Raw genomic sequence first — 25738 nt, 5'->3', positions numbered from 1 at the left:
TCAATAAGTTACATCTGAAACCGATCAACCGACTGCGACAACTTCCCGGCCAGGTTGGACAGTTCATCAGTGGTCGACGCCGTCTGCCCGATCACTCGGCTATTGCTCTCTGACATCCCCGCAATCATCTCCACCTGGTGCGCAATTTCATTGCTGGCCAGGCTCTGTTCGCCGATGGTCCGGGAGATATCGTTGACCATTTCCGTGGTGTTCAACGTCGCTTGGAGAATCTCGCGAATCGCCCGCTCTACCTCGGCAGTGACCGCCATGCCTTTGTCCACCTGAGCAACGCCCTCCTCCATGCTGGTCACCGCTTCCCGGGTGTTCTGCTGGATACGCCCGACCATGGCGGCAATTTCCTGGGTCGACGCGCTGGTGCGTCCGGCAAGGTTGCGCACTTCATCAGCAACCACGGCAAATCCGCGCCCCTGCTCGCCCGCACGGGCGGCCTCAATCGCGGCATTCAGGGCTAGCAGGTTGGTCTGGTCAGCGATCCCCTTGATCACCTGGATAATGCTGAAAATGGCCTCGGACTCCTTGTCCAGTGTGCGGATCACCTGGGCCGATTGCTGCGCGGAACGGGCAATGCCATCCATGTCACTGACCACCTGATGAATCACCCGGCCGCCGTCCTTGGCCAAGATTTGCGCCTGGTTGGCCATGTCCAGTGCGCGTCCAGCATGCCGGGTGATTTCCTCGATGCTCGCGGTCATTTCACTCGCGGCAGCGGCCATGGTGCTGGCGGCGGCGCTCTGTTGCTGGCTGCTGCCGGCCACTTCATGGCAGCCACGGCTCAGTTGCTCGCTCATGCCATTGACGCCATGGGCGTTGCTGCGCACCACGTCGATCATGCCGCGCAGGTCCTTTTGCATCGTCGCCAGGCTGCGGATCAAGGCGCCGGCTTCGTCTTTGCGTTGGGGCTCGACGATGGGTTCGCTCAAGTTGCCACGCGCGATGCTGGCGGCAATGCGGCTGGCCGCTTGTAGTGGGCCCATGATGCTGAGGATCACCCAACGGCCCTGGGCCAACAGCAGTAGAAGACTGGCAATCAACACCACGCCCAGGGTGACGTTGGCGTTGCTGATGGTCTGCCGGGTGCCCATGCTGGTCTGCTGGTTATTGGTTTCGATCAACTCGCTCAGGCCCGCCATTTGATCCTCCAGCTGGCTGAACGCGGCATTGAATGTGCCTAGTTCCCCGCGCGCGGCTTCAGGATTGTCCAGCGCCAGGGCGACGATGCGCTCGCCGGTGGCGATGTAGTTATCCAGGCTGGGTTTGATTTTTTCCAGGCTTGCCTTGAGCGTAGCGTCCAGCGGCAACTTGAGGTTGTCCGCCAACACTTGCCGAAAGTGCTCGGCATGCTCTTTCAAAGAACTGTCGACCTCGGCCTTGCTGCTGGTGCTTTTACCCAGGCCCACCAGCATCGCCGACAACACGTCAGCGCGCAGGGCGTCGTGCATCATGTCGGCTTCCATATGGTTGCGCAGCACTGCCATGCTCACTTCGCTGTCTTGCACGGCAGTGCCCATCCGGGTATTTCCCAGGTAGCCGGCCAGGCTCATGATCAAGGCGGCGAGCAATCCGGTCGCTATCAACAGCATCAAGCGTAGTTTGATCGTCATGCTGGTATCCCCGTGCCTGGTCAGCCGGTTGGGAACCCAACCGCAGAAGCCCCGCTGCTCATGTTATCGGCCATCCCTACTGCTTATTGAAGCCTAAGTTTGCGGATCTGCGCGTATCCCTTAAGCTGACCGGCCCTTGCTCCGCCCGGACCTGCTCATGTCTCGAAGTATCGCCCACCTTGCCCTCCTGCTGGGCTTGATCACTGCCGTCGGCCCGTTCGCCATCGATATCTATCTGCCGGCGCTGCCAACCCTTGGCGCGAGCCTGCACGCCTCGCCGGCGTTGGTGCAGATGAGCCTTACCGTGTTCTTCGTCATTGTCGGCGTATGCCAGTTGTTCTACGGACCGATCAGTGATGTGTTCGGGCGTAAGCCGCCGATTTACGCCGGCCTGGTGATTTTTGCCGTGGCCAGTGTCGGTTGCGCACTGGCGCCGACGATCGAATCACTGATCGCCTTTCGGGCCCTGCAGGCGTTCGGTGCGTGCGCGGGCATGGTGATTCCGCGCGCCATCGTGCGTGACCTGTACACCGGGCATGAAGCCGCGAAACTCATGGCGTTGCTGATGCTGGTGATGAGTGTTTCGCCGATCCTTGCGCCGCTCGCTGGCAGCCTGGTCATCTCCTTGTGGAGCTGGCGCGAAGTGTTTGCCGTGCTGGCGGTGCTCGCAGTGGCGTGCTTAGTGATGACCATCGTGCAACTGCCAGAAACCCATCCCGCCGAACGGCGCTTAGGCAAGACCCTGGGCAACGCCTTCAGCAGCTACGTCGCGTTGCTGCGTGACCCGGTATTCATCGGTTTGTCGGTGGTGTGCGGATTCGGTTTGGCGACGTTCTTTGTGTTTATCGGCAGCGCGCCGTTCGTGTACATCGAACATTACGGCCTGACGCCCACGCAGTTCAGCCTGGGGTTTGCCGTGAACGCTGCGTCGTTCTTCGCCATGAGCCAACTCACTGCGCGCCTCAGCGCACGCTTTGGCCTGGCGCCGCTGATTCGTTGGTCGGTGGTGGCCGTGGCCGCGGTCATGAGCGTGCTGGCATTCACCACATTATGGATCGATAGCCTGGCCGTGATGATGACGTTGCTGTTTATCGGCTTTGGTTTTCTCGGCCTGCTGTTGCCGGCTGCCGGCGTGTTGTCGCTGGAGGACCACGGCGCGGTGGCCGGTTCTGCATCGGCCTTGCTCGGGGCAATCCAGATGATCACGGCAGCCGTGTCCATGACGCTGGTCGGTGTGTTTGCCGATCACACACCAGCGCCGATGCTGATGGGTATTGCGCTGTGCGCTATCGCCGCGATGCTCACCACCCTGTGGACCTTGCGCCGCCTGCCGGCTCACTTGGCCAGCGCCCCGCCCTCCTCCTGATCATTGCCCATGGCGGCCAGGTACGCCCAGGGATAAATCCCGCGCTGGTGACCATCGCTGAACACCAGTTGTACGCCATAACCCTGAGGGTGGATTTGCACCACCCTCACCGCCTCCGACACCCACGGCTGGCTGCCCCGCAACCGCAACGCCTGGCATTGGGAGCACGGGCATTCGCGGCGCAGGCGTGCGTGGTTAATCCACTGCGCGCCTTCCCTCCATTCCAGGCGCAACCGGCCGTCGCGGCCTTTGCCGATGGCGTGCGGCGCGGCGGTCATTGCAGTTGCGCCAAGGCAATCCGCACGGCCTTGCGCACTTCCGGATCGCCATCGTCGGCGGCATCGCGCAAGGCCGTCAGTGCTTGACGATCACCCAGTTCACCCAGTGCCAGAGCGGCTTCCTTGCGCAGGTTGCTGATGCTGTGGCCCAGGGTCTGGATCAAGGCGTCCAGTGCGGGTAAATACCGTAACCGGCCCAGGCTGCGCGTCGCACGCAGACGAACCTGCCAGTACTCATCGGCCAGCGCGGCGACCAGCGCACCCCCGGCATTGCGGCTACCGACTTTGCCCAAGGTGGTCGCGGCTTCCTCGCGTACTTGCCACGCCGGGTCCAGCAACGCTTGGTGCAACGCCGGTAAGACCAGGTCATCACTCGCCAAGCCGAGTGCGCCGGTAGCCGCGCGGCGGACTTCGGTGTCGGGATCACTGCTGGCCAAGGCGGCCAACGCCTCAAGCGCGGGTAGATGTTTGAGCCAACCCAGCACCCCCACCGCTTCACGGCGGACACCCGCATCAGCATCCACCAACGCCAGCAAGGCCGCCGGCGCAGCGGCTTCCAGGCGCAATTCACGCAGGGCACGGAAGATGGCGGTGCGCACGCTGATATCGGCGTGCCCGGTCCAGGGCAGCAGCAACCTGCCCGCTTCGGCAGTCTTCAATACGCTCAGGCTTTGCGCTGCTGCTTCGCGCACTGACGAATCGGCATCCGTGAGGGCTTCACACAAGGCGTGTACCACTTCGCCGTCTTCCCAGGCTTCGAGCAAGGTCGCGGCCTGGGCGCGCACTTCTACGCTGGTGTCGTTGCGCAGGCTGTCCACCAGCCATTGCACACCGTCGGGGTCTTCAAGATCAGCCAGATCAATCAGGGCAATGCGGCGCATGCCGGCGTCCGTGGCTTGCAGACGTGGGCGCAAGGCTTCTATTTCCGGGTTATAGGTCATATGGCAAATCGCGGTGTTGAATGATCGGTGGGCAACCCGAGCGGATTCAGGCGTGGCAACTGGCGGCCATCTTCATGGTGCAGCAGTGCCAGGCAATGACGCTTGAGGTGAGTGAATTCGGGGGTGGTCATCAGTTCAGTGTGGCGCGGGCGCGGAAAGTCCAGCTGGAAATCCTCGATGATGCGGCCCGGCCGTGGGCTCATCACCAGGATGCGATCGGCCAGGAACAGCGCCTCATCGATATCGTGAGTGACAAATACCACGGTGGTGCGGATATGCGTCCAGATATCCAGCAACAAGGCCTGCATCTTCATGCGGGTCAGCGCATCCAGTGCGCCAAACGGCTCATCCATCAGCAACAGGCGTGGCCGATTGACCAGCACACGGGCAATTTCCACACGCTGCTGCATGCCGCCGGAAAGCTGGTTCGGCCAACGCTCGGCAAAGCCTTCCAGCCCGACCAGCGCGAGGATTTCATCCGCCGCCGCCAGCCGTTCAGCCTTGCCCACGCCGCGCATTTTCAAGCCGAACGCGACGTTCTCACGCACGGTGCGCCACGGGAACAGCGTGTGCTGCTGAAACACCATGCCGCGCTGCTGGGACGGGCCGACCACCGCCTGTCCATCCATCTGTAACGTGCCCTGGCTCGGCACCAGGTGCCCGGCCAGCGCGCCAAGCAAGGTCGACTTGCCGCAGCCCGACGGCCCCAGGATGCACACGAATTGCCCTGGCTCGATGCTGCACTCCAGCGCTTTGACTGCCTCGAACGCCTGTTCACGCTCGCCGAGCACAATCGACAATCCACTGATTGTTATACGACCTTCCATCAGGCTTTACCTCGCGGGCGATGCCAAGGGGTGAACACGGCGCCCAGGCGTTTGACCAGCCAACTGCTGCCCATGCCCAGCACGCCGATCAACAACATGCCGACCACGATGTCGGCATAGTTCTGGATGGTGTACGACTCCCAGGTGTAATAGCCGATGCCGAACTGCCCGGAAATCATCTCCGCCGTCACCAGGCAGAACCACGAGGTGCCCATGCCGATGGCCAGGCCGGTGATGATGCTCGGCGCGGCGCCCGGCACAATCACCTCCAGCAGGATTGCGCCGCGCCCGGCCCCCAGGCTGCGCGCCGAAGCGATCAGCCGGGGGTCGACGCCTTCGACGCCATGCACGGTGTTGAGCAGGATCGGAAACAGCGCGCCGGTAAAGGTGATAAACACCATCGACAGCTCCGACGATGGAAACATCAGGATTGCCAACGGAATCCAGGCCACTGCCGGAATCGGGCGGATCACTTCCAGGGGCGGCAGCAGCACGTCTTCAGCCCATTTCGAGCGGCCGATGGCGATGCCCAGGCCAACGCCCACCAGCACCGCCGCCAGGTAACCTTCGAAGACCCGGGTCAGGCTCGCACTCAGGTGCTGGGCCAGCTTGCCCGAATCCACCAGGCCCAGCGCTGCCTCCACCACAGCGCCCGGCGTGGGCACGTTGGCAAATGTCACCAGCCACAGGTTCCAGTGATGACTGGCCGCGAGCTGCCAGAACAGCAGGCACGCCAGCAAAGAGGCCGCGCGCGGCAGCCAGCGATAGGTCGACATATCAGCGACCGGCCACGGCCTGGGCGCCGGCGCTGGTGAAATCGAACACCTGGCCGCCCTGGGCGTCCGCGAATTGCTGGGCTTGGCCCTTGAGCAGGAATGCACTCAATTTGCCCTGGCGATCAGTAGCGAACCAGGCCTGCTTGGCCAGCAGCTTGATGCCGCTGTCTTCGGCCTGGGCGTAGACCGCACGCACCTCCTTGCCGTCCTTCTTCAAACGGGCCAACGCACTGAAGGCTGACTCAGCCGACGCGTAGTCACGCACCTTGGGTTCGCCTTTCACCCAGATTTGCGCCACGTGCTTCCAGTCGGTAATCGGCTTGCCGGTCAACGCATCGTTGGCCGTGAGCGGGGCCCGGGCGTAGTTGGCCAGCTGTGCCTGATAGTCCAGGCCGGACGCCTTGAAGGCGGCGCGGATGTACTGGTCGTCGATAAAAGTATTGAGGTCCAGGCCGCGGTCGGCTTTTTTCAGCAGCTTGAGGGTGTCGATGGCAGTGGCAACGGCCTGGCGGTATTCCGGTTTCCAGCTCAGGTCACGGGTTTGCACGCCCAGCGGGCCATGGAACAGGTAGTTGACCTCAGCCTCGACGCCGGTGACTTTCTCGATCAGCTCGCTGTATTTCTCAGGCTCTGCCGCCAGCAGTTGATTGGCTTCGATACTGGCACGCAGGTAGGCAACCACCACTTCAGGGTACTGGCGGGCGTAGCTTTCATCCACCAAGGCGCCGTGGAAGGTGGGTGTGTTGGACTGCGAACCGTCGTAGATCTTGCGGGCGAAACCACGGTTGGGAAACAGCTCGGCAAACGGCACGAAGTCGGCATGCGCCTCGATTTTATTGGCCTGCAACGCCGAGCCAGCCACTTCCGGCGCCTGGGCGATGATGTTCACGTCCTTGAGCGGGTCCCAGCCCTGGGCGGCGACAGCCCGCAGCAACATACCGTGCGCAGTGGAGGCGAAAGGCACCGAAATGGTCTTGCCTTTCAAGTCTGCCAGCGACTGCGCGCTGGACTCGGTCGGTACCACGATGCCATTGCCGCTGCCCTTGATATTGCCCGACAGCACATTGATAAACAGGCTGTGCTTGCCCGCGCCCTCAAACGCCACGCCATTGAACGCGCCTGGGAAGTCGGCCATGGCACCGAAATCCAACTTGCCGGCCACCATCTCATTGGTCAGCGGTGCGCCACTGGTGAAGTTCTTCCACTGGATATCGTAGGTGGCGTCTTTGTACTTGCCGTCGTGGGGCAAGTACTTGTCCAGCAGGCCCAGCTCACGGATCAGCAAGCCGCCGGCGGCGCAGTTGATGGTGGTGTCCTGGGTGCCGATGGCGACCCGGATGGTTTGTGCCTGTACCGACAGGCTGACGGAAGCCAGCACCAGGCTGGCAAAGGTTGCGCGCAAGAACATTGGGTGTTTCCCCTCGAATCATGGTTATAGGATCGTCTCCGCCGTGATCAGGCACGGTGGGAAACGAGGGGTACGGCAGTGGCGTCCGGTGTTGGCGGATGGCTTGGAGTCGTAACGCTCAGCGCAGCAGGTACGGGATCTCGACCTTGACGGCGCCGGTGGGGCAATCCTTTTCGCAGGGCATGCAGTACCAGCATTCGTCGAACGCCATGTACGCTTTCTGCGTCGCGGGATTGATCGCCAACAGGTCCATCGGGCACACGTCGACGCACACCGTGCAGCCTTTTTCGGCGATGCACTTGTCTTCGTCGATCGTTACCGGCGCGTTGGAGCGAAAGAATATTTCCTGGGGTTGGTAGGCCATTTCACGGTGTCCTGGGCGCTTTTGCGCTCTCTATAGGGTCAAGCAGCATCAGCCCCAACACGCAGGCGGTCGTAGGCTTGCATTTCTTCGGCGTCCAGCGGGATCACATAGGGCTCAACGGGTTTCTTGAAGCTGACCATCTGCCCGTCATCGCCTTTTTTCAGGTGGCAATGGCAGAACCAATCCGTGTCATTGCGCAGCGGGTGATCAACGCGATGGTGGTACAGGCCCCAGCGGCTCTCGGCGCGGTACAGCGAAGCGCGGGCGGCCATTTCGGCGCAGTCGCGGATCACGCTGGTTTCCATGGCGCGCATCAGTTCGTGGGGGTTGTGGGCTTTCATCTGGTCGAGGTCGCGCTCGATATCGCTGAAGCGCTGCAGGCCGATTTCCATCTTGCGGGTGACCTTGGGCGGTTGCAGGTAATCGTTCACGAAGCGGCGCAGCTTGTATTCGACCTGGGCCGGTGGCAGGCCGGTTTCACGGTCCAGTGGCGCGTAGACTCGGGCCTGTTCGGCGGTGACCTGGTCGGCATCTACGGCGCTGAACTCACGTTCGACCACGTACTGCGCAGCATTCGTGCCGGCGAACCAACCGTAGGTAAAGGCGCCGAGCATATAGTTATGCGGCACCGCCGCCATGTCCCCGGCCGAATACAGGCCTTTCACCGACGTCTCCGCACGCTCGTTCACCCACACACCAGAGGCCGAATGTCCGCTGCAAAAGCCGATTTCGGAAATGTGCATTTCCACCATGTCGCTGCGGTAATCGGTGCCGCGATTGGCGTGGAACTGGCCACGGCTCGGCCGTTCATTGCTGTGCAGGATGGTTTCGATGTTCTGGATGGTTTCCTCGGCCAAGTGGTCGAGCTTGAGGAACACCGGGCCGTTGCCGCTTTCGAGTTCCTGGTGGAACTCCCACATCATCTGGCCGCTCCAGTAGTCGCACTCAATAAAGCGCTCGCCCTTGTTATTTGCGGTATAGCCGCCCAGCGGGCCGGTGACGTAGGCGCAGGCCGGGCCGTTGTAGTCCTTGATCAACGGGTTGATCTGGAAGCACTCCAGGTTCGCCAGTTCGGCCCCCGCGTGATAAGCCATCGCGTAGCCGTCGCCAGCATTGGTGGGGTTTTCATAAGTGCCCATCAGGTAGCCCGACGACGGCAAGCCCAATCGGCCCGCCGCGCCGCAGCACAGGATCACGGCCTTGGCCTTGATCACCTGGAAGTCGGCCGTACGGCAATCAAAGCCCATCACGCCGTTGACCGTGCCTTCGCTGTCGGTCAGCAAGCGCGTGCACACCAAGCGGTTAGTGATGGTCACCCGTGCGCGTTTGAGCTGGCGGTAAAGCACTTTCTTGATGTCATGCCCCTCAGGCATCGGCAGCACATAGGCGCCCATGTGATGGACCTTTTTCACCGCGTAGTCGCCGGTCTCGTCCTTTTCGAACTTCACGCCCCAGCGATCCAGTTGCTCGATGGTCTCGAAACTGTGGGTGGCATAGGCGTACACCGCCGCCTGGTTGACGATGCCGTCATTGGCGATGGTGATTTCCTTGGTGTACTGCTCCGGCGTCGAATGGCCGGGGATGATCGCGTTGTTCAGCCCGTCCATGCCCATGCTGATCGCACCGCTGCGCTTCACATTGGCCTTGTCCACCAGCAACACACGCAACGCGGGGTTGGCTTCTTTGGCCTTGATCGCCGCCATCGGCCCGGCCGTGCCGCCGCCGATCACCACGATGTCGTATTCCAGCTCCAGGGTTGTGCGGCTCACGGGCGGCTTCCTCGTTCACGGTCGATGCGCAGGCGATACTGGAAGGCGTCGCCACGGTAATACAGGTGTTCAAAGTCCACCGGCTGGCCGTCGGCGGTGTGGGTCAGGCGCTCGATGTGCATGATCGGCGAGCCCGGCTCCACATTCAGCGCCTGGGTCAGATCGCTGTCGGCCAGCACGGCGTCGATGGCGACGTCCGCATGCCCCAGTTGCAGGCCGCAGTCGTTTTCCAGGATCAGGAAGATATCGCGGGTGACCAGGTCGGCATTTTCCAGGCGCTCGCCGAGGGGTTGCGGCAGGTAGGTGATTTCCAGCGACACCGGTTCCCGGTTGATCAGGCGTACCCGCTTGATCTGTGCCACGACCGTGCCCTCCTCCACGCCCAGGCGCTCGGCCACCTGCTTGTCGGCCGGAACAAAACGGAAGCTGCGCAGGCGGTTGATCACCTCGTAGCCGCGTTCGGTCATGGATTCGGCCAGACCCTGCAAGGTGCTGACGTTCTGGTAGGCCTTGGGTTTGGAAACAAACGTGCCCTTGCCGTGGATCTTGTAGATCAGCCCTTCTTTCTGCAGGTCGCCCAGGGCCTGGCGCACGGTAATACGGCTGACCTTGAAGCGCGCGCCCAGCTCGCTTTCGGAAGGCATTTGGGTATTGGGCGCGTATTCACCGTCGAGAATGCGGCTGCGCAACAGGTCGCGCAGTTGCGCATGCAAGGGGATGCTGGACAGCGGAGAAAGGCTGGAATCGTTCATCAAGGTCACTTGTCATAACGAGTTATGACGTGATCTTAATCAGCCTAAGCCTGCCGTTGGAAATATCGTTTGCGCATAAGCTTAAGGTCGATTTTTCCCACGGCGGCCATGCCTCTGGCATGTATGGCCAGCTACCAAATCGGGTCAGGCGTTTTCGCTTGAGCGGGTACAGGTCCTGGTGGTGACCTGCTTGATCTGCCAATTGCTGAAACCGATCGTTCGCGTCGTTTTGACTTCTCGCCGCACAAGGCGCACCGGCGCAGCGTCTTTCCTGAGCAAGCCATCGGATAAAATGTTCACCCCCAGCGCGCCACCCAACAGGCCGAGTACCAGGCCAATGACGTCGATGAGTTTATCCAGCGATCGATACAGAGGCTGGCTGAATGAGGAAATGTCCGATCCCGGTACGAGGGCATCACATTGCTTACCCGCCGAGTGGGCCTGAACGCATTGCTTTCGGTGAGTATCCGCGTTGGTTTTATCAATCTCGGCTTGTGTGTGTCGGGACTGTTCATCTTGGTAAGCCTTGAAGTCGTCGAGCTTGTCCCACAAAAACGCCGGTGGCACTGCCGACAGCAAGACCAGTAACAAACCCAAGAGGATATTTTGTCGCGCCGCAGTGGAGCCTTTCCACACGTTGCCGCTTCGAACGCGTTGACAGATACAGGCCGTCAGCACGGCCCAGACAGCCACCGCCACTACCGTCGTCCACCAAAACTCCACAAACGTCATGTCGTCACATCTTCCCTGGTCAAGTGAGGCCCTAGAGCCGGAAATTCACAAATCAAACCGATCCACCGCCCTTCGCCGCTCATTGTCGTCACGCACGTCATAACTGGCGGTGGTCTGGATATTGGTGTGGTGCGCCAGTTTCTGCGCGATCGACAGGTCATGCTCCTCGATCACCCGCGTGATGAACGAGCGGCGGAAGTCATGGGGCATGATCTTCACGCCCACCTGTTCGCCGCGCTGGCGGGCGATGTAGTAGATCGCGTGCTTGGTGATGCGCTCGCGGGTGATATGGCTGCCGCGGCGGATGCGGTTGAACAGGAAGCTGTCGTCCTGTTCGCCTTCCTTGAGCTGCTCGCGGCGAAACGCCAGCCACGCCTGCAACTTGGTAAACGCCCAGTCCGGCGCATACTTGATCAGCTCTTTGTTGCCCTTGCCGATCACCCGCAGGCTGCGCTCTTCGAAGTTGATCTGTGCCAGGTCGAGGTTGACCGACTCTGACTTGCGCATGCCGGAACCGTAGAGAATGCCGATCACTGCGGCATCCCGCAGGCCTTGAGGCCGTGGGTCGGCGGCGCAGACTTCCATCATTTCGCGGATCAAACTACGCCGCAGGTTGCGGCCCTGGCTCAGGCGCGTGCCCGGTGCAGCCTTGACGGTGCGCATGCGCAGCAGGTGTTCCTGGCTGATCAGGTTCAGGCGCCAGGCTTCATTCATCACACCGCGTACCGCGTTGACGTACAACGATGAGGTATTCGGCGCATAGCCGTCTTCACGCAGGGCGGCGACCAGGGCAATCACGTGTTCGGGTTGCAGCAGGTGCCAGTCGATGTCTTCGAGGTTGATGTCCTCGAAGCCCAGGCGGTCGGCCGCGTCTTGCAGCACGTAGCGCATGGTCAGTTGGCTGGAGGGCGCCAGGCGGGTGAGGTAAAGGGTCAGCGGGTTGCGGATAGACTCAGTCAAGTTATGTCAGCCTTTGGCTTAAATACCTCGAACAAGCCTTTGATTAATCGAGGTATTTAGTGAATTGGCGAAGGCTGAGTCTAACCCAGGAGTGGCCCTGGCACAAAATCACGGGGCGGTGTCGTCATCTTCGGTAGCGTCCTGCGGCTGGACTTGGGTCTGGCTCCAGTCGCTGTCCTGCTTCTGCATCAGCGCGAACCAGTGCTGGCGCATGAACGTCAGGTAGGCGTCGGGGGCCTTGGCAAAATCCTTTTCGTCGCCGTAGCAACCGGGCAATGGCAACTCGGTGCCCTGCTCCTTGTACTGGCTGACCAACGCCTGCTGCCCGGCCACACTGCAATCCTTGGGCAGCGGCATGCCACGCAGGGCGCCCGCCTCCTCGTCCCACCAGGCCGCACCGACCCGGTCGACACCGCGCAGCCGGTACTTCTGCGACTTGCCGACATGCATGATCAGCTTGAATTCGTTCGGGCTGACATCACTGGTGCAAGTGCGCGAATAGCCCACCGTGGCCTGGGTGATGCCATCGCCAGTCAGGTCGGTGACCTTGGTCGCAGCCCGGTCAAAGCGCAGCGAGGCGTCGAACTCGCAATGCTGCACATCGTCGTAGAGCATCCATACGCGCTTGGGGCGGTTGCCATCGATCAGGTACTGGGCCGCGTACACAAACGCCGACTGAGTGCCGTCGTCGTCACGCTCGCTGACCTGCTCGGCAAGCACCAGCAGGTTCTTGCCTTGCTTGTCGTCCCAGGTGTAAGCGGCGATCTGCTTGCCACGCACCTCGACACCGTCCGGCACCTGGTCAATGCTTGTGAGCGCGACCCCGTCGTCGGCTTGTACGGTGCTGACACACGCCACGCTCATCAACAAACCCATCAACACTGGCCGCAACTGGCCCCGTAAACGCTGCACGCTATTCATCCGATCACCCTGGCAAGAGACGGCTTACTTTACCGGCACTTGGGGCGTATTGCAGAGAAGATTCTTCACTAAATTGGGTGGCCGAGGTCGCGCGTTCAAGTTGAACCAAACGCACGCCGAACCGTTCCTATTTCGCCTGCCAACTAAGCGTTAGTTGCCTAGCTGAACCCTAGCTGTCTACCTGTCAAATAAACGAGTTTTTCATCTGCCTTTCATATCTGTTCCACATTTTTACGCTTAATCTTGAACACAGCACTTCATAGCCAACCGCGCTATATCGTCTAACCTCTTGATTACGCTTCACCTTTGGTTCCGCTTTTTAGCCTGCGGCCTGGACTTTCGCCTAATGATTGCTGCTGTTTCCATGCTCCAAGTTGCTCTAACCCCGAGGTCATGAATCTTTGAAACCCTACCCTATTCATTGCGTGTCGATCGTTATCCCGGTCTACAACGAACAAGAGAGCCTGCCTGAATTGCTGCGTCGCACCACTGCAGCCTGCAAGCAACTGGCCTACGAATACGAAATCATCCTGGTGGATGACGGTAGTCGCGACAATTCGGCCCAACTGCTGGAAGACGCCGCCGCTGAAGACGGCAGCAACGTGGTCGCGGTGATCCTCAACCGCAACTATGGCCAGCATGCGGCGATCATGGCCGGTTTCGAGCAGTGCCGGGGCGAAGTGGTGATCACCCTCGACGCCGACCTGCAAAACCCGCCCGAAGAAATCCCGCGCCTGGTGGAACAAGCCGCCCTCGGCTACGACGTAGTGGCCACCGTGCGCAACAATCGCCAGGACTCGGCTTTCCGCCGCTGGCCTTCGCGCCTGATCAACCTGGCCGTGCAGCGCTCTACTGGCGTGGCCATGACCGACTACGGCTGCATGCTGCGCGCCTACCGCCGCACCATCGTCGACGCGATGCTGGCCTGCCGCGAGCGCAGCACCTTTATCCCGATCCTGGCCAACGGCTTTGCCCGACACACCACCGAGATCCTGGTGCACCACGCCGAGCGTGAACACGGTGAATCCAAATACAGCGCCATGCGCCTGATCAGCCTGATGTTCGACTTGCTGACGTGCATGACCACCACCCCGCTGCGCCTGCTCTCCATCGTCGGCTTCAGCCTGGCGGCCTTGGGCATGCTGTTTGCCCTGGCGTTGATCGTCATGCGCCTGGCCTTTGGTGCCGACTGGGCCGGCGACGGCTTGTTCGTGCTGTTCGCGGTGCTGTTCGTGTTCACCGGCGGCCAGTTCATCGGCATGGGCCTCTTGGGTGAATACCTGGGCCGCATGTACAGCGATGTGCGCGCCCGCCCACGCTTCTTTATCGAAAAAGTGCTGCGCAACCAACCGGCAGCACCGGCTCCCGTGGTCGTCGTTGACGGCCTGGTGTCTTCCCATACCTCTACTTCTTCTGCTGATCAGGTCCAATCATGAGTTCAAAAGCTGTTGTATTCGCGTACCACGACATTGGTTGTGCAGGCATTGAAGCGCTGCTCAACACCGGTTACGAAATTGCTGCTGTGTTCACCCATGCCGACGACCCGAAGGAAAACAACTTCTACGGTTCCGTTGCCCAACTGTGCGCACGCAACGGTATCCCGGTGCACGCGCCGGAAGACGCCAACCACCCGCTGTGGATCGAGCGCATCGCCAAGTTGAACCCGGACTACATTTTCTCGTTCTACTACCGCAACCTGCTGAGCGAGCCCCTGCTGGCTACCGCCCGCAAAGGCGCGTTCAACCTGCACGGCTCGCTGCTGCCCAAATACCGTGGCCGCGCCCCGGCCAACTGGGTGCTGGTCAACGGCGAAACCGAAACCGGCGTAACCCTGCACCGCATGGTCAAGCGTGCCGATGCCGGCGCGATCCTGGCCCAACAGAAAGTCGTGATCGACCGCACGGATACCGGCCTGACCCTGCATGCCAAACTGCGCGAGGCCGCCAGCCACCTGCTGCGCGATGCCCTGCCGCAACTGGCCCAAGGCAAATTGGCTGAAACCGCCCAGGACGAAAGCCAGGCCACCTACTTCGGTCGCCGTACCGCTGCCGATGGCAAGCTGGAGTGGAAAAAACCGGCTGAAGAACTGTTCAACCTGGTGCGTGCCGTGACCCAACCGTATCCGGGCGCTTTCTGCGCGGTGGGCGAGCACAAGCTGATCGTATGGCAAGCCGAAGTGGTCAAGGGCAACGAAGGCCTCGCGCCGGGCCGTGTGATCAGTGTCAACCCGCTGCGCATTGCCTGCGGTGAAGACTCCCTGGTGGTCAAGTTCGGCCAGCGCAACGACAACGGCCTGTATCTGGCCGGCCCGTCCCTGGCCAACGAATTGGGCCTGGTCGACGGTTCCGTGCTGCGTGGTGCCGAGTCTGGCCGCAAGCCACGCCGTACTCGCGTGCTGATCCTCGGCGTGAACGGCTTTATCGGTAACCACCTGTCCGAGCGCCTGCTGCGTGACGACCGTTACGAAGTCTACGGCCTGGACATCGGCTCCGACGCCATCGAGCGCCTGCGCAGCCACCCGAACTTCCATTACGTCGAAGGCGACATCAGCATCCACACCGAGTGGATCGAGTACCACATCAAGAAGTGCGACGTGGTCCTGCCGCTGGTGGCCATCGCCACCCCGATCGAATACACCCGTAACCCGCTGCGTGTGTTCGAGCTGGACTTCGAAGAAAACCTCAAGCTGGTGCGCTACTGCGTCAAGTACAACAAGCGCGTGATCTTCCCGTCGACCTCCGAAGTCTATGGCATGTGCCAGGACCAGTACTTCGACGAAGACACCTCCAACCTGGTGGTCGGCCCGGTCAACAAGCAACGCTGGATCTACTCGGTCTCCAAGCAACTGCTGGACCGTGTGATCTGGGCCTACGGCGCCAAAGGCCTGAACTTCACGCTGTTCCGTCCCTTCAACTGGATGGGCCCGCGTCTCGACCGCCTGGACTCGGCGCGTATCGGCAGCTCCCGTGCGATTACCCAACTGATCCTGAACCTGGTGGAAGGCACGCCGATCCGTTTGTTCGACGGTGGCGAGCAGAAGCGTTGCTTCACCGACATCGCTGACGGTATCGAAGCCCTGGCGCGCATCATCGATAACGACAACGACGCGTGCAATGGCCAGATCATCAACATCGGCAACCCGGAGAACGAAGCCAGCATCCGTCAACTGGGTGAAGAGCTGCTGCGTCAGTTCGAAGCGCACCCGCTGCGTGGCAACTTCCCGCCGTTCGCCGGTTTCCGCGATGTCGAGAGCAAGGCGTTCTACGGCACCGGTTACCAGGATGTGGCCCACCGCAAGCCAAGCATCGAAAACGCCAAGCGACTGCTGAACTGGGAGCCGACCGTGGAGATGAGCGAAACCATCGGCAACACGCTGGACTTCTTCTTGCGCGAGGCCATGCTCGAAATCGCCCAGTCTACCGAAGTGCAGAAATAATGAAGGCAGGCTTGCGCATTGACGTCGACACCTACCGCGGCACCCGTGAAGGTGTGCCACGGTTGCTCGAATCCCTGGATGAAGCGGGGGTTAAAGCGACGTTCTTCTTCAGTGTCGGGCCGGACAACATGGGGCGCCACTTGTGGCGTCTCATCCGCCCGCAGTTCCTGTGGAAGATGCTGCGTTCCAATGCCGTCGGCCTCTATGGCCTGGATATCTTGCTGGCGGGCACCGCCTGGCCAGGCAAGCCGATCGGCCGGGACCTGGGGCATTTGATGCGCCAGGCCAAGGCCGCCGGGCATGAGGTGGGCCTGCATGCGTGGGACCATCACGGCTGGCAGGCCAACACCGGGCGCTGGAGCGAGGCACAGCTGATCGAACAAATCCGCCGTGGCGTCGACACCTTGAATGACATTCTCGGCGAGCGCATCGACTGTTCGGCCGCCGCCGGTTGGCGTGCCGACGAGCGCGTGGTGCAAGCCAAGCAAGGCTTCAATTTCCGCTACAACAGTGATTGCCGGGGCACCTGCCTGTTTCGTCCAACCTTGGCCGATGGCAGCGCGGGCACCCCACAAATTCCGGTGGACCTGCCGACCTTCGACGAAGTCGTCGGGCCGGTGGTGGCTGCCAAAGACTTCAACACGTTCATCCTCGACCGCTTTGCCGCGTCGAAGCTCAACGTCTATACGATCCACGCCGAAGTAGAAGGGATTCTGATGGCCAATGATTTTCGCCAGTTGCTCGCCCAGGCAGGGCAGCGCGGCATCGACTTCAAACCGCTGGGCGACTTGCTGCCGGCGGACCTGACCACCCTGCCCCAGCAACAGCTGGTGCGCGGCGCCTTGCCCGGCCGCGAGGGTTGGCTCGGAGTGCAACAGGCATGATCCGCCGTTGGGCCCTGCCCCTGCTCCTGTTGGCGTTTGGCGTGTTTTACCTGCTGCCACTGACCACCCATGGCCTGTGGATTCCGGACGAAACGCGCTACGCGCAGATCAGCCAGGAAATGCTGCTGACCGGTAAGTGGGCGTCGCCGCACTTCATGGGCATTCGTTACTTCGAGAAACCGGCGGCGGGCTACTGGATGATCGCGCTGGGCCAGGCGATCTTCGGGCAGAACCTGTTCGGTGTGCGCTTTGCGTCGGCCTTGAGCACCGGCTTGAGCATTGTGCTGGTGTACCTGATGTCACGCCGGCTATGGAATGACCCGCAAAAAAGCCTGATCAGCACCGTGCTGTACATGAGTTTTGTCAGCGTGGCGGCCCTGGGCGGTTATGCCAACCTCGATCCGCAGTTCACCTTCTGGGTCAACCTGACCGGTGTGGCCTTGTGGTTTTGCTTTGACAGCACCACCCGCAATGGGCGACTCGGTGCCTGGGCGCTGTTGGGGTTTGCCTGCGGCATGGGCTTTATGACCAAGGGTTTCCTGGCGTGGCTGCTCCCCGTATTGATCGCGCTGCCCTATGCGATCTGGCAAAAGCGTTTCCGCGAGCTGCTGGGTTATGGCCTGGTCGCTGTGGTTGTAGCGATTGTGGTCAGCCTGCCGTGGGCGCTGGCCGTGCACCTGCAAGAGCCCGACTACTGGAACTTCTTCTTCTGGCATGAGCATATCCAGCGCTTTGCCGGCGACGATGCCCAGCACGCCGAGCCGTTCTGGTATTACCTGCCGCTGCTGGTTGCGTTCTGCCTGCCGTGGGTGGCGTTGTTGCCGTCCACGCTCAAACAGGCCTGGCAGGACAAGCGCAGCGCAAAGATTGGTTTTGTGTTGCTGTGGCTGCTGATGCCCCTGGCGTTCTTCAGCCTGGCCAAGGGCAAGCTGCCCTCGTACATCATGCCGTGCCTGCTGCCGTTGGCGTTGTTGATGGGCAACACCCTGGCCGACAAACTGGCCCAAGGCCGTGGCCGTGCATTGCGTATCAACGGTTGGCTGAACCTGATTATCGGCGTAGTTGCATTGCTGGCGCTGACTTGGGTGCAACTGAAGAAGCCGGTGTACGAGCACGGCCAGGAAACCCTCAGCCTGGTGCTGGTGTTCACCTTTCTGTTCGCCTGGATCCTGGTCAACCTGCTGCAGGCCGCGCGACCTCTACGCCTGTGGGCCGCGCCGGTATTCGGCAGTTGGCTGATGGTCGCCTTGTTGCCTGCCGCATTGCCGCATTCGGTGGTCTACAACAAGACGCCTGACCAATTCATCATCGACCACCTGCAGGAACTGCAGCCAGCCACGGCCCTGCTGAGCAACGACCTCGGCGCAGCGTCGGCCTTGTCGTGGCGCCTGGCACGCCCGGATGTGACGCTTTACAACACCGTTGGCGAAGTCAAATACGGCCTGGCCTACCCGGATGCCACGCATCACAAGATTGACACCACCCAAGTCCAGCAGTGGATGAGCGAGGCGCGCAAGCAAGGCCCGGTCGGCGTGGTGATGCGCGTCAAAGGTGACGATGAAATCGCAGAAGTGGCGCTGCTGCCCAATGACGGCAAGCGGTATGAGCAAGGCAATATCGTGATCCTGATCTTCCCGCAGGTGACGCCGTGATCACCCTGCTGCTGTTATTGGCCGCTTGCCTGCTGACCTGCATGGGCCAGGTGTCGCAGAAATTCGCCGTGGAAAGCTGGCGCGATGCGCCCCAGGGCTGGGCGCTGAAGCTGCGTTCGCCGTGGTTGTGGTCGGCGCTGATGTGCCTGGGCCTGGGCTTGCTGGTGTGGCTGCTGGTGTTGCAGCGCCTGGAAGTGGGCATTGCCTACCCCATGCTCAGCCTGAACTTTGTGTTGGTCACGCTGGTGGCGCGGTTTGTCTTTCATGAGCCCATCGACAGCCGTCATTGGCTGGGCGTGGTGCTGGTGATCGGTGGTGTGGTGTTGTTGGGGCGCCACGTATGAGCCGGGTCCAAGGTTTTACCCTGGCCCTGGGCAGTGTCGGCCTGGTCAGTGCTGCCCAGTTGGGCATGCGCTGGAGCATGACGCGCTTGCCGCTGCCCAACGAATGGCTCAGTGCACAGATCGATCTCGGCGCCCTCGGCGTGGTGAGCCTGGCGATCCTCGCCTACGCGCTGTCGATGCTCTGCTGGCTCGGTGCGCTCAAGCACCTGCCGCTGGGCCGCGCCTACTCACTGTTGAGCATCAGCTACGCGCTGGTGTACCTGCTGGCGGCCAGCCTGCCGGTGTTCAACGAACATTTTTCCGTTTCAAAAACCCTGGGGGTGGCGCTTGTCATCCTCGGTGTGCTGGTTATCAACTCTCGTCGTGCTAGCGCTACAAGTCCCAGGAATGCCCCATGAAAATCAGTGTATTTGGTAGTGGTTACGTCGGTCTGGTGCAGGCCACCGTATTGGCCGAAGTCGGTCACGATGTCATCTGCATGGACGTTGACAAAAACAAGGTCGAGTCTTTGCAGAAAGGCCATGTGACGATCTTCGAGCCGGGGCTGGCAGCGATGGTCAAGGAAAACCTGGAAAGCGGGCGACTGCACTTTACCCATGACGAGAAACTCGCGGTCGAACACGGCGAAGTGCTGTTTATCGCCGTGGGCACGCCTTCGGATGAAGACGGCTCGGCTGACCTGAAGTACGTGCTGTCGGTGGGCGATGCGGTCGCTCGTCATCGCAAGGAGCCGGTGATCCTGGTGGAAAAATCCACTGTGCCCGTCGGCACAGGCGATACCCTGCGCGCGCATATCGAAAAAGCCCTTCACCTGGCTGGCCAGCACCTGGAGTTCGATATCGTCTCCAACCCGGAATTCCTCAAGGAAGGCTCGGCCGTGGCCGACTGCCGCCGTCCGGACCGCATCATCATCGGCTGCGAGCGCGAAGAAGTGCGCGAGGTGATGCGCGACCTGTACGCCCCCTTCAACCGCAACCATGACCGTATCATCTTCATGGATCTGCGCAGCGCCGAGCTGACCAAATACGCCGCCAACTGCATGCTGGCGACCAAGATCAGCTTCATCAACCAGATCGCCGAGCTGGCCGAACACCTGGGCGCGGACATCGAAGCCGTACGCCTGGGCATTGGTGCCGATTCGCGTATCGGCTACCACTTCATCTACCCCGGCTGCGGCTACGGTGGTTCGTGCTTCCCCAAGGACATGCGCGCCCTGATCCACAGCGCCAAGCAAGCCAACTGCTCCAGCGACCTATTGGAAGCGGTAGAAGCCATCAACCAGCGCCAGAAGAGCAAGTTGTTCGAGCGCATCAATGCGTTCTTCCAGGGCAACCTGCGCGGCAAGACGTTTGCCCTGTGGGGCCTGGCGTTCAAGCCGAACACCGACGACATGCGCGATGCGCCCAGCCGCGTGCTGATGGAGGCCCTGTGGGCGGCCGGCGCCAACGTGCGCGCGTTCGACCCGGAAGCTATGCAGGAAACCCAGCGCATCTATGGCGATGACCCTCGGCTGATGCTGATGGGCACCCCGGAATCCACCCTGGGCGGCGCCGATGCGCTGATCGTCTGCACCGAATGGCAGCAGTTCAAGGCGCCAGACTTCGACCTGATCCACCAGCGCCTGAAAACCCCGGTGATCTTCGACGGCCGCAACCTCTACGACGGCGAGCGCCTGGCGCGCAAAGGCTTCCAGTACTACCCGATCGGCCGTGGCGACTCCTGCCAGTTGCCGATTCCGCAGCAGCAATGGTTGCCGCAGGTCGTGGAAGCCTGAGACGTGAACAAAGATCGACCGCCCCTGTTAACCCCAACGATCCGCCGCCAATCCCTCGGTTTGGGATTGCTGGCGTTGTTGCTGTTCATCGCCGGCAGCTGGCACCAGGCGATTATTGGCTTCGATTCCCGCTTCGTGCTGTTCGCCCAGGAGATGCTGCGCCATGGACCGGGATTCTTCCCGACCACCTACGGCCAGCCTTATGCGGATTACCTGGCCACGTCGACGCTCCTGACGTGGTTGTTGTCCTTGCCGCTGGGCCAGGTCACCAGCCTTACAGCCTGGTTGCCCACGGCGATGGCCTCGGCGGTGATCGTTACCCTGGTGTATCGCCTGACCGCGCCCTACTCCCAGCGTTGGGGCTTGCTGAGCATTGCGATCCTGTTGCTGAGCAGCACCTTCATCAGCGAAACCCGCTCGGTGTCACTCGACCAGATGCTGGCCGCGATTGCGTTGGCGGTGTTTTACCTGGGCTATGCCCACGATCACTTTGGCGCCGGTAAACGCCTGCATTGGCTGTACCTGCTGCTGATTGTCGGCTTTGCCGTGCGCGGGCCGATTGGCCTGGTCATTCCCACGGGCGTGTTGTGCAGCTATTACCTGATCACCCGCCAATGGCGGCAACTGTTCAGCTTCGGCTTGCTTGCGCTGGCGTTGTTGGTGGCCTGTGTCGGCTTGCTGTTGCTGATGGCCAAGCTGAGTGGCGGCGAGCCGTTCATGCAGGACGTGATCCGCATGCAGTTCCTCGGGCGCATGGACGGCAGCGAAGGTTCCAGCGGTGTGCTGTATTACTTCACCAGCTCCCTGGGCAACTATGCCCTGGCGTATCCGATGGCTGTGCTGGTGCTGTTGGCCATGCTGATCAGCGGACGGCGGGCGCCTGGGCCAGCGTTGCAGTTGGTGTGGTACTGCGCGGCCGCCGGGTTGCTGGTGATGCTGGGCTTGTCGATTCCCCAGGCGAAGAAGGCGCGCTATGTGCTGCCGATGCTGCCCATGGCGGCGATGATTGCGGCGTATCCGTTCCAGGTTGCACACGGGCGATTGTTTGCCGGGTTGCGCGGATTGATGCTGGGTATCTGGACGTTGTTGCCGACACTGTTGATCGCCGGGTTGCTGTTCGCACGGCCGCGCTATCCGGAACAGTTGAGCCATCTGGGCTGGGTATTCGGTGTGCTGGGTGGGCTGCAAGTCGTGGCACTGCTGGCGCTGCTCAAGACACAGCTGCGTACGGTCGGACCGGCGTTTGCGGCGGTACTGGCCGTATGGGCCACCTACATCATGGTGGTCGAACCGCTGGAGCGCAGTGTCTACGACACCCGCACCTTTACTTTGCAAGTGCATGAACAGGTGATGCAGCAAAAGGCACCGGTGGTGTTGCACGGCCTGGGCAAAGACGCCAAGGCCATCAAGTACATGGTCAACCTCAATTGCGACCAGGTGCCGTTGTTCACTCAGCAGGCGGCCGACCTCAAGCCCCTCCAGGGGCCCGCGTGGCTGGTGATGAGCGAGGCAGACTATGAAGGCTTGACGGACCCACGCTTGCGTTCCATCACGCCGACCTTGGCCGGCGAATTTGATCGTAACCCTTATGTGCTGCTGCATTTGGAAAAAAGCCCACAACCCTGAGGCTCAACTTCATTTTTTTTGCACTCAACCTTCATTAATATGCATTGGCGCCCTGTTCTCCGGGGCGGCACACTGCATGGGTTCCTTCCCCCAAATGTTGGAACTTTCAAAGGGCTTTTCCGGGCAACCAGACAAGCCTTTTTTTTGCCCGCTGTTTATGGATCCCCTTTCAATGCTCGCTCGCTGGTTACCCGCTGCTATCAACACCCGCCCCACCGAATGGAGCCGTGCCGCCATCGGCATGGCCCTGGGCACGCTGTTCAGTGTCTGGCTGTGCTCACACGTGTTTGGCATGGAGGTGGCGCTGCACCTGCTCGGCCCGCTCGGGGCTTCGGCGGTGTTGTTGTTCGCTGTTTCGTCCGGCGCCCTGGCGCAACCCTGGTCAATTATCGGCAGCTATTTGTGCGCGGGTGTAGTGGCTTTGCTCGTCGCCCGTGTGCTTGGCCCTTCCCTGGGTGGGGCCTGCCTCGCAGCAGGCATGACCGTGGTGCTGATGTGCTGGCTGCGCTGCCTGCATCCGCCGGCCGGCGGCTTGGCAATGACGCTGGTGTTGGCCGACCCTGCTTCTGCCGCCCTCGGTTGGTATGAATTGGGCGCGGTCTTGCTCGGTGCTGGCGCGCTGCTGGCCTGTGCGCTGGCTTACAACAACGCCACTCGCACGCGGTATCCCAAAGGCGCCGCTGAAGCACCGACGCTTACCTTGAATAACCCTGATGCCGCTCAAGACCCCGCCATTACTGCCGCCGATTTGAAGCTGGCGCTGGCCGACATGGAGCAGTTCTACGATGTGGAGCCCACGGAGCTGGAACAATTGATCCACGCCGCAGAAACCCACGCGCGACGACGCAGCATTGGTGAAGTCCTGGCCAGCCGGGTGCCTTGAGCCCATCGTCCCCTCGCTGCATAAATGCAAAAACGACCTGCAGGATTCACGGTTGTACTGGGCAAATTTGCACTGGTACGATCACGAGAAGGTTCGTCCGCGAACATCTTGATAAAGAACAATAAAAGCAGGGAGTTATCGATGACTGCTCAGGTTTCATCCGAGGCAAGCCACGCAGAAACACTTCAGGACGAAGTCCTCGCCGAGGTCCGTAACCATATCGGCCACCTCACCCTCAATCGCCCCGCTGGCTTGAACGCCATTACCCTGAACATGGTGCGCAGCCTGGCGTCCCAACTGCAGGCCTGGGCCGATGACCCGCAGGTGTACGCCGTGGTCCTGCGCGGCGCCGGCGAAAAGGCCTTCTGTGCCGGAGGCGATATCCGTTCGCTGTACGACAGCTTCAAGAACGGCGATACGCTGCATCAGGACTTTTTCGTCGAGGAATACGCACTGGACCTGGCCATCCACCATTACCGCAAACCGGTACTGGCACTCATGGATGGATTTGTCCTGGGCGGCGGCATGGGCCTGGTGCAAGGCGCTGACTTACGCGTGGTCACCGAGCGCAGCCGCCTGGCGATGCCGGAAGTGGCCATCGGTTACTTCCCTGATGTGGGCGGCAGTTACTTCCTGCCGCGTATTCCGGGTGAGCTGGGGATTTACCTGGGTGTCACCGGGGTGCAGATCCGCGCAGCCGACGCGCTCTACTGCGGTTTGGCGGATTGGCACCTTGAAAGCAACAAGCTCACCGAACTGGACCAGAAGCTCGACCGCCTGCAATGGCACGACTCGCCGCTCAAGGACCTGCAAGGCGTGCTCGCCAAGCTGGCCGTGCAGCAACTCCCCGACGCACCGCTGGCCGCCTTGCGCACGGCCATCGACCATTTCTTCGCGCTGCCGGATGTGCCGAGCATCGTCGAGCAGCTGCAGCAAGTCACCGTCGGCGACAGCCATGAATGGGCACTGAACACCGCCAACCTGATGCAGACACGCTCTCCCCTGGCCATGGCTGTGACCCTGGAGATGCTGCGTCGCGGCCGGCGCCTGCCCCTTGAGCAATGTTTTGCCCTGGAATTGCACCTGGACCGCCAATGGTTCGAACGTGGCAATCTGATCGAAGGCGTGCGCGCCCTGATCATCGACAAGGACAAAGCCCCGCGCTGGAACCCACCCACCCTGCATGGTCTGGCCCTCAGCCATGTAGAAAGCTTCTTTCATCACTTCGAGAAGGTTGCGAACTAAGCCATGCAAGACATTGAATACACTGAAGAACAAGTGATGATCCGCGACATGGCGCGCGACTTTGCCCGTGGCGAAATCGCACCCTACGCCCAAGCGTGGGAAAAAGCCGGCTGGATCGACGATGCCCTGGTCGCCAAGATGGGCGAACTCGGCCTGCTGGGCATGGTGGTGCCGGAAGAATGGGGTGGCACCTATGTCGATTACGTCGCCTACGCCCTCGCCGTGGAGGAGATCTCGGCCGGCGACGGCGCCACGGGCGCGCTGATGAGTATCCATAATTCAGTGGGTTGCGGACCAATCCTCAACTACGGCACAGAAGCGCAGAAGCAGACATGGTTGGCGGACCTCGCCAGCGGCCAGGCGATTGGCTGCTTCTGCCTCACCGAACCCCAAGCGGGTTCCGAAGCCCACAACCTGCGCACCCGCGCCGAGCTGCGCGATGGCCAATGGGTGATCACCGGCGCCAAGCAATTCGTCAGCAACGGCAAGCGCGCCAAACTGGCGATCGTGTTTGCCGTGACCGACCCAGAACTGGGCAAAAAAGGCATCTCGGCGTTCCTGGTGCCCACCGCAACAGCGGGCTTCATGGTGGACCGCACCGAACACAAGATGGGCATCCGCGCGTCCGACACCTGCGCCGTCACCCTCAACCAATGCACAGTGCCGGAGGCCAACCTGTTGGGTGAGCGCGGAAAAGGCCTGGCGATTGCCCTCTCCAACCTGGAAGGTGGACGCATCGGCATTGCCGCCCAGGCGCTGGGCATCGCCCGTGCCGCGTTTGAGGCAGCAGTGGCGTATGCGCGTGATCGCGTGCAGTTCAACAAGGCGATCGTCGAACACCAGAGCGTGGCCAACCTGCTGGCCGACATGCAGACCCAACTGAATGCCGCGCGCTTGTTGATCCTGCATGCCGCGCGACTGCGCAGTGCCGGCAAACCGTGTTTGTCGGAAGCTTCCCAGGCCAAGCTGTTTGCCTCGGAAATGGCCGAGAAAGTCTGCTCGTCAGCGATGCAGATTCATGGTGGGTACGGCTATCTGGAGGATTATCCGGTGGAGCGTTACTACCGGGATGCGCGGATCACGCAGATTTATGAGGGGACCAGCGAGATTCAGCGGATGGTGATTGCTCGCGAACTGAAAAATTACCAGCTGTAACCTGACACGCTACACAACAACGG

General features: G+C 61.3%; 24 protein-coding genes and 1 pseudogene. 12 read left to right on the top strand and 13 right to left on the bottom strand.

Features of this window, described 5'->3' with window-relative positions; translation table 11 throughout:
• Window positions 1–8: 8 nt before the first annotated feature.
• Together ACP7EW_RS23195 and ACP7EW_RS23190 are read right to left on the bottom strand one after the other, a co-directional pair.
• A complete protein-coding gene (locus ACP7EW_RS23195; RefSeq protein WP_426220307.1) occupies window positions 9–734 on the bottom strand; it encodes a methyl-accepting chemotaxis protein in 726 nt (241 codons plus the stop codon).
• 132 nt (window positions 735–866) lie between these two features.
• Window positions 867–1622, bottom strand: a pseudogene (locus ACP7EW_RS23190) (HAMP domain-containing protein); the annotation flags it as partial.
• A gap of 157 nt (window positions 1623–1779) precedes the next feature.
• Between ACP7EW_RS23190 and ACP7EW_RS23185 the strand changes: the two are divergent.
• The gene (locus ACP7EW_RS23185) at window positions 1780–2988 is read left to right on the top strand and encodes a multidrug effflux MFS transporter (protein WP_426220033.1); all 1209 of its coding nucleotides are present in this window, start codon (window positions 1780–1782) and stop codon (window positions 2986–2988) included.
• Here the strand turns inward: ACP7EW_RS23185 and ACP7EW_RS23180 are convergent.
• From ACP7EW_RS23180 to ACP7EW_RS23130, 11 genes are all read right to left on the bottom strand, one after another.
• A complete protein-coding gene (locus tag ACP7EW_RS23180; RefSeq protein ID WP_426220031.1) occupies window positions 2958–3266 on the bottom strand; it encodes a DUF971 domain-containing protein in 309 nt (102 codons plus the stop codon). The genes ACP7EW_RS23185 and ACP7EW_RS23180 overlap by 31 nt on opposite strands.
• On the bottom strand, window positions 3263–4207 hold the full coding sequence (locus ACP7EW_RS23175) for a HEAT repeat domain-containing protein (RefSeq protein ID WP_426220029.1): 945 nt from the start codon (window positions 4205–4207) through the stop codon (window positions 3263–3265). The genes ACP7EW_RS23180 and ACP7EW_RS23175 overlap by 4 nt, the downstream gene beginning before the upstream one ends.
• Window positions 4204–5034, bottom strand: coding sequence for an ABC transporter ATP-binding protein (locus tag ACP7EW_RS23170; protein ID WP_426220027.1), 831 nt, complete (start codon window positions 5032–5034; stop codon window positions 4204–4206). The genes ACP7EW_RS23175 and ACP7EW_RS23170 overlap by 4 nt, the downstream gene beginning before the upstream one ends.
• Window positions 5034–5810: an ABC transporter permease gene (locus ACP7EW_RS23165; RefSeq protein WP_426220025.1), complete on the bottom strand. Its 777-nt coding sequence runs from the start codon at window positions 5808–5810 to the stop codon at window positions 5034–5036. Before ACP7EW_RS23165 ends, ACP7EW_RS23170 begins: the two co-directional genes overlap by 1 nt.
• Before the next feature lies 1 nt (window position 5811).
• Window positions 5812–7218, bottom strand: a complete 1407-nt coding sequence (locus ACP7EW_RS23160) for an ABC transporter substrate-binding protein (RefSeq protein WP_426220023.1) — start codon at window positions 7216–7218, stop codon at window positions 5812–5814.
• Window positions 7219–7336: 118 nt separating this feature from the next.
• Window positions 7337–7582, bottom strand: a complete 246-nt coding sequence (locus tag ACP7EW_RS23155) for a 4Fe-4S dicluster domain-containing protein (RefSeq protein ID WP_028616162.1) — start codon at window positions 7580–7582, stop codon at window positions 7337–7339.
• Between the two features lie 38 nt (window positions 7583–7620).
• Window positions 7621–9351: a fumarate reductase/succinate dehydrogenase flavoprotein subunit gene (locus tag ACP7EW_RS23150; protein ID WP_426220021.1), complete on the bottom strand. Its 1731-nt coding sequence runs from the start codon at window positions 9349–9351 to the stop codon at window positions 7621–7623.
• Window positions 9348–10103, bottom strand: coding sequence for a GntR family transcriptional regulator (locus tag ACP7EW_RS23145; protein ID WP_426220019.1), 756 nt, complete (start codon window positions 10101–10103; stop codon window positions 9348–9350). Before ACP7EW_RS23145 ends, ACP7EW_RS23150 begins: the two co-directional genes overlap by 4 nt.
• Window positions 10104–10247: 144 nt before the next feature.
• Window positions 10248–10835, bottom strand: a complete 588-nt coding sequence (locus ACP7EW_RS23140; protein ID WP_426220017.1) for a hypothetical protein — start codon at window positions 10833–10835, stop codon at window positions 10248–10250.
• 45 nt (window positions 10836–10880) lie between these two features.
• Window positions 10881–11795, bottom strand: a complete 915-nt coding sequence (locus ACP7EW_RS23135; RefSeq protein ID WP_426220016.1) for a site-specific integrase — start codon at window positions 11793–11795, stop codon at window positions 10881–10883.
• Between the two features lie 108 nt (window positions 11796–11903).
• Window positions 11904–12716: a M949_RS01915 family surface polysaccharide biosynthesis protein gene (locus ACP7EW_RS23130; RefSeq protein ID WP_426220014.1), complete on the bottom strand. Its 813-nt coding sequence runs from the start codon at window positions 12714–12716 to the stop codon at window positions 11904–11906.
• 401 nt (window positions 12717–13117) lie between these two features.
• On the opposite strand from ACP7EW_RS23130, the gene arnC reads away from it, so the two are divergent.
• The 11 genes from arnC to ACP7EW_RS23075 all read left to right on the top strand — a co-directional run bounded on the left by arnC (window position 13118) and on the right by ACP7EW_RS23075 (window position 25715).
• Entirely contained in the window at window positions 13118–14152 is a 1035-nt protein-coding gene (arnC, locus tag ACP7EW_RS23125; protein WP_068933143.1) for an undecaprenyl-phosphate 4-deoxy-4-formamido-L-arabinose transferase, read from the top strand.
• The gene (gene arnA / locus ACP7EW_RS23120; protein WP_426220012.1) at window positions 14149–16152 is read left to right on the top strand and encodes a bifunctional UDP-4-amino-4-deoxy-L-arabinose formyltransferase/UDP-glucuronic acid oxidase ArnA; all 2004 of its coding nucleotides are present in this window, start codon (window positions 14149–14151) and stop codon (window positions 16150–16152) included. Before arnC ends, arnA begins: the two co-directional genes overlap by 4 nt.
• Window positions 16152–17036: a 4-deoxy-4-formamido-L-arabinose-phosphoundecaprenol deformylase gene (arnD, locus tag ACP7EW_RS23115; RefSeq protein ID WP_426220010.1), complete on the top strand. Its 885-nt coding sequence runs from the start codon at window positions 16152–16154 to the stop codon at window positions 17034–17036. The genes arnA and arnD overlap by 1 nt, the downstream gene beginning before the upstream one ends.
• Window positions 17033–18688, top strand: a complete 1656-nt coding sequence (arnT, locus tag ACP7EW_RS23110; protein WP_426220008.1) for a lipid IV(A) 4-amino-4-deoxy-L-arabinosyltransferase — start codon at window positions 17033–17035, stop codon at window positions 18686–18688. The genes arnD and arnT overlap by 4 nt, the downstream gene beginning before the upstream one ends.
• Window positions 18685–19032, top strand: a complete 348-nt coding sequence (arnE, locus tag ACP7EW_RS23105; protein WP_426220006.1) for a 4-amino-4-deoxy-L-arabinose-phosphoundecaprenol flippase subunit ArnE — start codon at window positions 18685–18687, stop codon at window positions 19030–19032. The genes arnT and arnE overlap by 4 nt, the downstream gene beginning before the upstream one ends.
• Complete coding sequence (gene arnF / locus ACP7EW_RS23100; RefSeq protein WP_426220004.1) at window positions 19029–19430, top strand: 4-amino-4-deoxy-L-arabinose-phosphoundecaprenol flippase subunit ArnF; 402 nt, start codon at window positions 19029–19031, stop codon at window positions 19428–19430. The genes arnE and arnF overlap by 4 nt, the downstream gene beginning before the upstream one ends.
• On the top strand, window positions 19427–20806 hold the full coding sequence (locus ACP7EW_RS23095; protein ID WP_426220002.1) for a UDP-glucose dehydrogenase family protein: 1380 nt from the start codon (window positions 19427–19429) through the stop codon (window positions 20804–20806). Before arnF ends, ACP7EW_RS23095 begins: the two co-directional genes overlap by 4 nt.
• 3 nt (window positions 20807–20809) lie before the next feature.
• Window positions 20810–22432 carry an ArnT family glycosyltransferase gene (locus ACP7EW_RS23090; protein ID WP_426220000.1) on the top strand — a complete coding sequence of 541 codons (1623 nt, stop codon included), beginning with the start codon at window positions 20810–20812 and terminating at the stop codon, window positions 22430–22432.
• 172 nt (window positions 22433–22604) lie between these two features.
• A complete protein-coding gene (locus ACP7EW_RS23085; RefSeq protein WP_426219998.1) occupies window positions 22605–23315 on the top strand; it encodes an HPP family protein in 711 nt (236 codons plus the stop codon).
• 141 nt (window positions 23316–23456) lie between these two features.
• Window positions 23457–24560, top strand: a complete 1104-nt coding sequence (locus ACP7EW_RS23080) for an enoyl-CoA hydratase/isomerase family protein (RefSeq protein WP_426219996.1) — start codon at window positions 23457–23459, stop codon at window positions 24558–24560.
• Window positions 24561–24563: 3 nt separating this feature from the next.
• Window positions 24564–25715, top strand: a complete 1152-nt coding sequence (locus ACP7EW_RS23075; protein ID WP_426219994.1) for an acyl-CoA dehydrogenase family protein — start codon at window positions 24564–24566, stop codon at window positions 25713–25715.
• Window positions 25716–25738 lie beyond the last annotated feature (23 nt).

This window comes from Pseudomonas sp. DWRC2-2 (assembly GCF_049897885.1).
GTDB classification, from domain to species: Bacteria; Pseudomonadota; Gammaproteobacteria; order Pseudomonadales; family Pseudomonadaceae; genus Aquipseudomonas; species Aquipseudomonas azotoformans_A.
The sequence above is the reverse complement of the archived record's forward strand: the minus strand, read 5'-3'. Positions and strand labels throughout refer to the sequence as shown.

What these genes read in the sequence shown, in the direction of transcription:
- ACP7EW_RS23195 (WP_426220307.1), bottom strand. Translation starts at nt 734, where the DNA reads ATGGCCGCTGCCGCGAGTGAAATGACCGCGAGCATCGAGGAAATCACC.
- ACP7EW_RS23185 (WP_426220033.1), top strand. Translation starts at nt 1,780, where the DNA reads ATGTCTCGAAGTATCGCCCACCTTGCCCTCCTGCTGGGCTTGATCACT.
- ACP7EW_RS23180 (WP_426220031.1), bottom strand. Translation starts at nt 3,266, where the DNA reads ATGACCGCCGCGCCGCACGCCATCGGCAAAGGCCGCGACGGCCGGTTG.
- ACP7EW_RS23175 (WP_426220029.1), bottom strand. Translation starts at nt 4,207, where the DNA reads ATGACCTATAACCCGGAAATAGAAGCCTTGCGCCCACGTCTGCAAGCC.
- ACP7EW_RS23170 (WP_426220027.1), bottom strand. Translation starts at nt 5,034, where the DNA reads ATGGAAGGTCGTATAACAATCAGTGGATTGTCGATTGTGCTCGGCGAG.
- ACP7EW_RS23165 (WP_426220025.1), bottom strand. Translation starts at nt 5,810, where the DNA reads ATGTCGACCTATCGCTGGCTGCCGCGCGCGGCCTCTTTGCTGGCGTGC.
- ACP7EW_RS23160 (WP_426220023.1), bottom strand. Translation starts at nt 7,218, where the DNA reads ATGTTCTTGCGCGCAACCTTTGCCAGCCTGGTGCTGGCTTCCGTCAGC.
- ACP7EW_RS23155 (WP_028616162.1), bottom strand. Translation starts at nt 7,582, where the DNA reads ATGGCCTACCAACCCCAGGAAATATTCTTTCGCTCCAACGCGCCGGTA.
- ACP7EW_RS23145 (WP_426220019.1), bottom strand. Translation starts at nt 10,103, where the DNA reads ATGAACGATTCCAGCCTTTCTCCGCTGTCCAGCATCCCCTTGCATGCG.
- ACP7EW_RS23140 (WP_426220017.1), bottom strand. Translation starts at nt 10,835, where the DNA reads ATGACGTTTGTGGAGTTTTGGTGGACGACGGTAGTGGCGGTGGCTGTC.
- ACP7EW_RS23130 (WP_426220014.1), bottom strand. Translation starts at nt 12,716, where the DNA reads ATGAATAGCGTGCAGCGTTTACGGGGCCAGTTGCGGCCAGTGTTGATG.
- arnA (WP_426220012.1), top strand. Translation starts at nt 14,149, where the DNA reads ATGAGTTCAAAAGCTGTTGTATTCGCGTACCACGACATTGGTTGTGCA.
- arnD (WP_426220010.1), top strand. Translation starts at nt 16,152, where the DNA reads ATGAAGGCAGGCTTGCGCATTGACGTCGACACCTACCGCGGCACCCGT.
- arnT (WP_426220008.1), top strand. Translation starts at nt 17,033, where the DNA reads ATGATCCGCCGTTGGGCCCTGCCCCTGCTCCTGTTGGCGTTTGGCGTG.
- arnF (WP_426220004.1), top strand. Translation starts at nt 19,029, where the DNA reads ATGAGCCGGGTCCAAGGTTTTACCCTGGCCCTGGGCAGTGTCGGCCTG.
- ACP7EW_RS23095 (WP_426220002.1), top strand. Translation starts at nt 19,427, where the DNA reads ATGAAAATCAGTGTATTTGGTAGTGGTTACGTCGGTCTGGTGCAGGCC.
- ACP7EW_RS23085 (WP_426219998.1), top strand. Translation starts at nt 22,605, where the DNA reads ATGCTCGCTCGCTGGTTACCCGCTGCTATCAACACCCGCCCCACCGAA.
- ACP7EW_RS23080 (WP_426219996.1), top strand. Translation starts at nt 23,457, where the DNA reads ATGACTGCTCAGGTTTCATCCGAGGCAAGCCACGCAGAAACACTTCAG.
- ACP7EW_RS23075 (WP_426219994.1), top strand. Translation starts at nt 24,564, where the DNA reads ATGCAAGACATTGAATACACTGAAGAACAAGTGATGATCCGCGACATG.